Source organism: Stutzerimonas kunmingensis, from assembly GCF_032106285.1.
GTDB lineage: Bacteria > Pseudomonadota > Gammaproteobacteria > Pseudomonadales > Pseudomonadaceae > Stutzerimonas > Stutzerimonas kunmingensis_B.
Map to the genome: position 1 here is coordinate 1 of NZ_DAMCPO010000062.1, position 4,034 is coordinate 4,034.

The window sequence follows — 4,034 nt, forward strand, 5'->3', positions numbered from 1 at the left end:
CCGCCTGGTGTTCGGACGCGATCTGCCGCCGTTGGGTGCCGACATGATGGCCGATGGCTACGACCGCGATGGTGCGCCCTACATGCGTACCCTGCAGGGCGAGCGGGTGAAGAGCCTGGAAGAGTGCGTCATCGCCGACTGGCTGTTCTACAACGGCGTGGCGTATGACTACGAGCGGCGCTACGAGTTCGATACCGCGACAGACACCCACCGCCAGTATCGTCCTGACTTCTACTACCCGGACGCCCGGCTGTATCACGAGCACTTCGCGCTGGATGCCCATGGCCAGCCGCCGCCGCACTTTGCCGATTACAGCGAAGGGACGCACTGGAAGCGCCAGCAGCATATGACGCGCGGCACTGCCCTCGTCGAGACGACCTCGTTTGGCCTGCGCAGTGGACATGCGCTGCAGCATCTTGCCGAGCGGCTGGGTGCGTCTGGTGTCGAACTCGACCCGAACCCGGACCGCGAGCTGCCTGACCAGGGCACCAAGCCGATGCCGGATGCAGACCTGATTGGCCTGATGCGCACCTTCATTGCGCATGCCAAGAGCAACCGCCTGACGCTGGATGACATGGCCGCACGCCTGCGGCAGATGCCTGAGGATCAGTTCAAGGAACGCTACCGGCGTTTCCTGGAGATCGCCGGTCCGGTTTTCCAGGCTTGGGACGATGCACTGGCTGACGAGCGCAGCATCGATTTCGAAGACATGCTCAACATGGCCGCCGGGCTGCTGGAACAGGGCCACTATGAATCACCCTACGATCTGGTGATGGCCGACGAATTCCAGGATGCCTCGCGCGCCCGTGCGCGCCTCTGCCGTGCGCTGGTCAGCCAACCGGGCCGCCATCTGTTTGCGGTGGGCGATGACTGGCAGTCGATCAATCGCTTCGCTGGTGCCGACGTTTCGGTGATGACCGGATTCCGCGAATGGATGGGGCATGGCCAGGTGCTGAAACTCGAGCAGACGTTCCGCTGCCCGCAGGCACTGTGTGATGTTTCCAGCCGTTTCATCAGCCGCAACCCCGCGCAGATCGGCAAGAAGGTCCGTTCTGCTGCGCCGGCAATGGGTCCGGTGCTGCAGGCGTTCCAGATGAACCGGCGTGAGGAGGTGCAGGATGGTGTTCGCCAATACCTTGCGACGCTGCACCAGCAACTGCTGTCAGGTGCAGTGCCGCAGGGCCGCAACGGGCGCGTGACTGTATTCGTTCTGGGGCGGTATCGCGCGGACCGCAGCGCGATGCCTTTGGATTGGAAGACCGCCTTCGGCAGCACGATGGACGTCGAGTTCCTGACTGTCCATCGATCGAAGGGGCGCGAGGCGGACTACGTGATCCTGCCGGGCATGATCAACCGCAGCTTCCCGAGCCTGCGCGCGGATGACCCGGTGCTTTCGCTGGCGATGCCGGACGGGGATACCTATCCGCTGAGCGAAGAACGACGCCTGTTCTATGTCGCGCTGACGCGGGCGCGACGGTCGGTCGCGATGTTCACCCTGCAGGGCAGGCACTCGCCGTTCCTGGATGAGCTGGTGAAGGACGGGGCAGTGGAAGTGACCGCGATCTCAGGCGCGGCCATCCACGAAGAGCGCTGCCCGGTGTGCAAGGTGGGCGTGTTCGTGGACCGCAATGGGCCGCACGGGGCCTTCCGGTCGTGCTCGAGTTACCCGTTGTGCCACAACAAGCCGAAGGGTGGGCGGCGTGGGTGAGGCCGCGGGTTTCCTCGCCGCCCAGTAATTCACGCCCTGAGTGGATCGGGGCGTTGGTCAGCATACGGAGACCGCGATGCGTTCAGTCGTTCTGGCAGTTGTGGTGTCTTGGAAGACGCCTCCAGCTGTCGTCCTCGAGCATCCGCGCTTCTAGCGTCCAGATCTGATGTAACGCTCAAAGTACGCTTGGAATTGGCGCGACTTAGCTGGGTCAAGCTCGTTGGCAATCGTGCCAGCGATCGCCTCGGCCTCAACCATGCGCGTGCTACCGCCAAGCTCTCGAGCAGCTTCAAGAAGTGCTCTTTGCCTCACACTCAGATTACCGAAGGGGTCGAAATAGGAATCGACACGCTGGTTGTCACTCACGCCTGTCCAGCTGAAACGCGCATCTCCAGCAGCCGTTGCGATCGTTCTGTATCGCTCGACGGCTTGCTCTGAGGTTATGCGTTTACGGAGCAGATCCAACCTGGTGCGATACAGATCAACCTCGGCGCTTGGCGTGCTCTGCGCCAGCGCTGCTACCGCTTCATCAACAAACGCGTAGTTGATATTCCCGGTGCCGGCCTGAACGCCCAGTAGATTGAAGCTGGCGATTGCATACAGGTACGCATCGCGATTCGCCGCAGCCCGTTGGGCATCGCTCGGTCTACCGATGGCAGTGGGCTGTACCAGAAGAATGCTGTCGTCATCAGAAAGAACGGCTTCCATATCACGCTTGTGGAACTCGCCGACAACTACAACGATGGTGCCACCAGGCCGCGCCTTCGCAGCTGCGGCCACTCTCTTCGCCTGCAAGTAGGTTCGATAGAGGTATAAGCGACGTGGCAGGTCATCTTTTGCTCGCTTTGAGGGGGTCACAGCCCACTGGGTAACCTTGGCAAGGTTCACCTCGGTATCCGCGTGGAAAATATCTCTGTTCAGCTGTGCCGGGCGTGGGAATGACAGGAAGCCCTGAAAACCCTGATCAGGGCGCACCTGCGGAATTGCTTCCAGATCGGTGCCAAAGCCAAGCTTGGCGTCTTCTGACGGAGGCGCCCAGTCTATTGGGCACAGATCCACGCCCCTGGCGCGGGCGAAGGGCACGATCACATCCTGAACTTCATAGGTGAATTCGTAGTAGTCGTTCCGAGCAAAGGCCTCCGGAGACCGCTCGATACAGATCGCGTCGGGTTGCGCACGATCCAAGAAGGCCGCCAGCATTGCCGGACTGTCATTGGATGAAACCAATTGAGCTGCATGGTCGACGCCCAATATTATCACTCGTGACGGATCGGGCTTTTCAGTACCACTGCCAGCAATGGCTTGCAGTGGAAAACAAAGAAGAACAGTGCGCAGCACCCATGCATTCATTCATTAGATCCAATGGCGAAAGCGCTTTCACGCTACGAAACGCCAACAGGCAGTGCCCGTGCCATTGGTTGTAGTCAGTCGGATCGCCCAGCTCGAACCACCGCATGCAGACCCAAGCGTCGCAAGCGCGGCCGACATTCCGGGAGACAGCCGGCAGCCCTCGTTCTTCGGCCAGGCGAACGGGTCATTCGAACGCGCCAGCCAGAGAAATTTCTTCGATCTACGAGCGATTGAAACGCGCGGCGCCCGCTTGTGCACCCAACACGGCAAGATCAGGGCCAGCCGCTTTCCACGCTCCATTTGCATCGGTCGCGGGCACTGTGAATGCAATCCGAGCTGCAAGGCTGGGTTCGGCAGCAGATTGCGCAGAAACGAAAAAAGCTCCTATCCCCAGGAGCTTTTTGAAATTGGCGGAGAGAGTGGGATTCGAACCCACGGAAGGTTTAACCCTTCGCCGGTTTTCAAGACCGGTGCCTTAAACCGCTCGGCCATCTCTCCAATCGGGTCCCGGTCGCCCGGGCAGCGGCGTATTCTCGCACGTGAAGGGCGTTTGCCCAAGACCACCTTGCCCCTGCCCTTCGCATCCGGCACGGTGGGGGCCTTCACCGCACCCGGAGCCGCCATGGCCCATCTCGATCTGGCCAACCTGCGCACCTGCCTGCTGGACGATACCCAGCTGGCCGCTTTGGCCCTGCACCGCACCTTCGCCGGGCACCTGCCGGTCAGCAGCGGGCAGCTGGTGGTCTGCGATCCGCTGGTCCAGGCCGAGGCGCCTGCGCTGGCCGACTACACCGCCCCGCTGGGCCGGCACCCGGTCGAAATCATCGTGCACAGCGGCCGCCCGGCGTTGGCCGTGGTCTGGTTCACGCCCCGCGAAGCCCTCACTGCGTCTGCCCTGCACTGGCAGATGGCGCGCGGGACTACGCAGGACCTGACCGGCCTGGATGAGGACAGCTTCATCGGCTACCCGGTCGAC

3 protein-coding genes and 1 tRNA gene are annotated in these 4,034 nt (G+C 61.9%); 2 read left to right on the plus strand and 2 right to left on the minus strand.

Going from position 1 to position 4,034, the window contains the following annotated elements; genetic code table 11:
• Positions 1-1,708 (plus strand): 3'-5' exonuclease (locus RT582_RS22290; RefSeq protein ID WP_313480070.1); only part of this gene is annotated, 1,708 nt, incomplete at its 5' end.
• 150 nt (positions 1,709-1,858) lie between these two features.
• On the opposite strand, the gene RT582_RS22295 is transcribed toward RT582_RS22290, so the two are convergent.
• Positions 1,859-3,058 (minus strand): hypothetical protein, encoded by a 1,200-nt coding sequence (locus RT582_RS22295; protein ID WP_049471393.1) that lies wholly within the window; start codon positions 3,056-3,058, stop codon positions 1,859-1,861.
• Positions 3,059-3,466: 408 nt separating this feature from the next.
• Positions 3,467-3,556, minus strand: a tRNA-Ser gene (locus RT582_RS22300).
• Between the two features lie 124 nt (positions 3,557-3,680).
• Here RT582_RS22300 and RT582_RS22305 point away from each other — a divergent pair.
• Positions 3,681-4,034 (plus strand): DUF4241 domain-containing protein (locus RT582_RS22305; protein ID WP_313480071.1); only part of this gene is annotated, 354 nt, incomplete at its 3' end.

Coding starts and splice junctions, on each gene's coding strand:
- RT582_RS22295 (WP_049471393.1), bottom strand. CDS start 3,058: ATGAATGCATGGGTGCTGCGCACTGTTCTTCTTTGTTTTCCACTGCAA.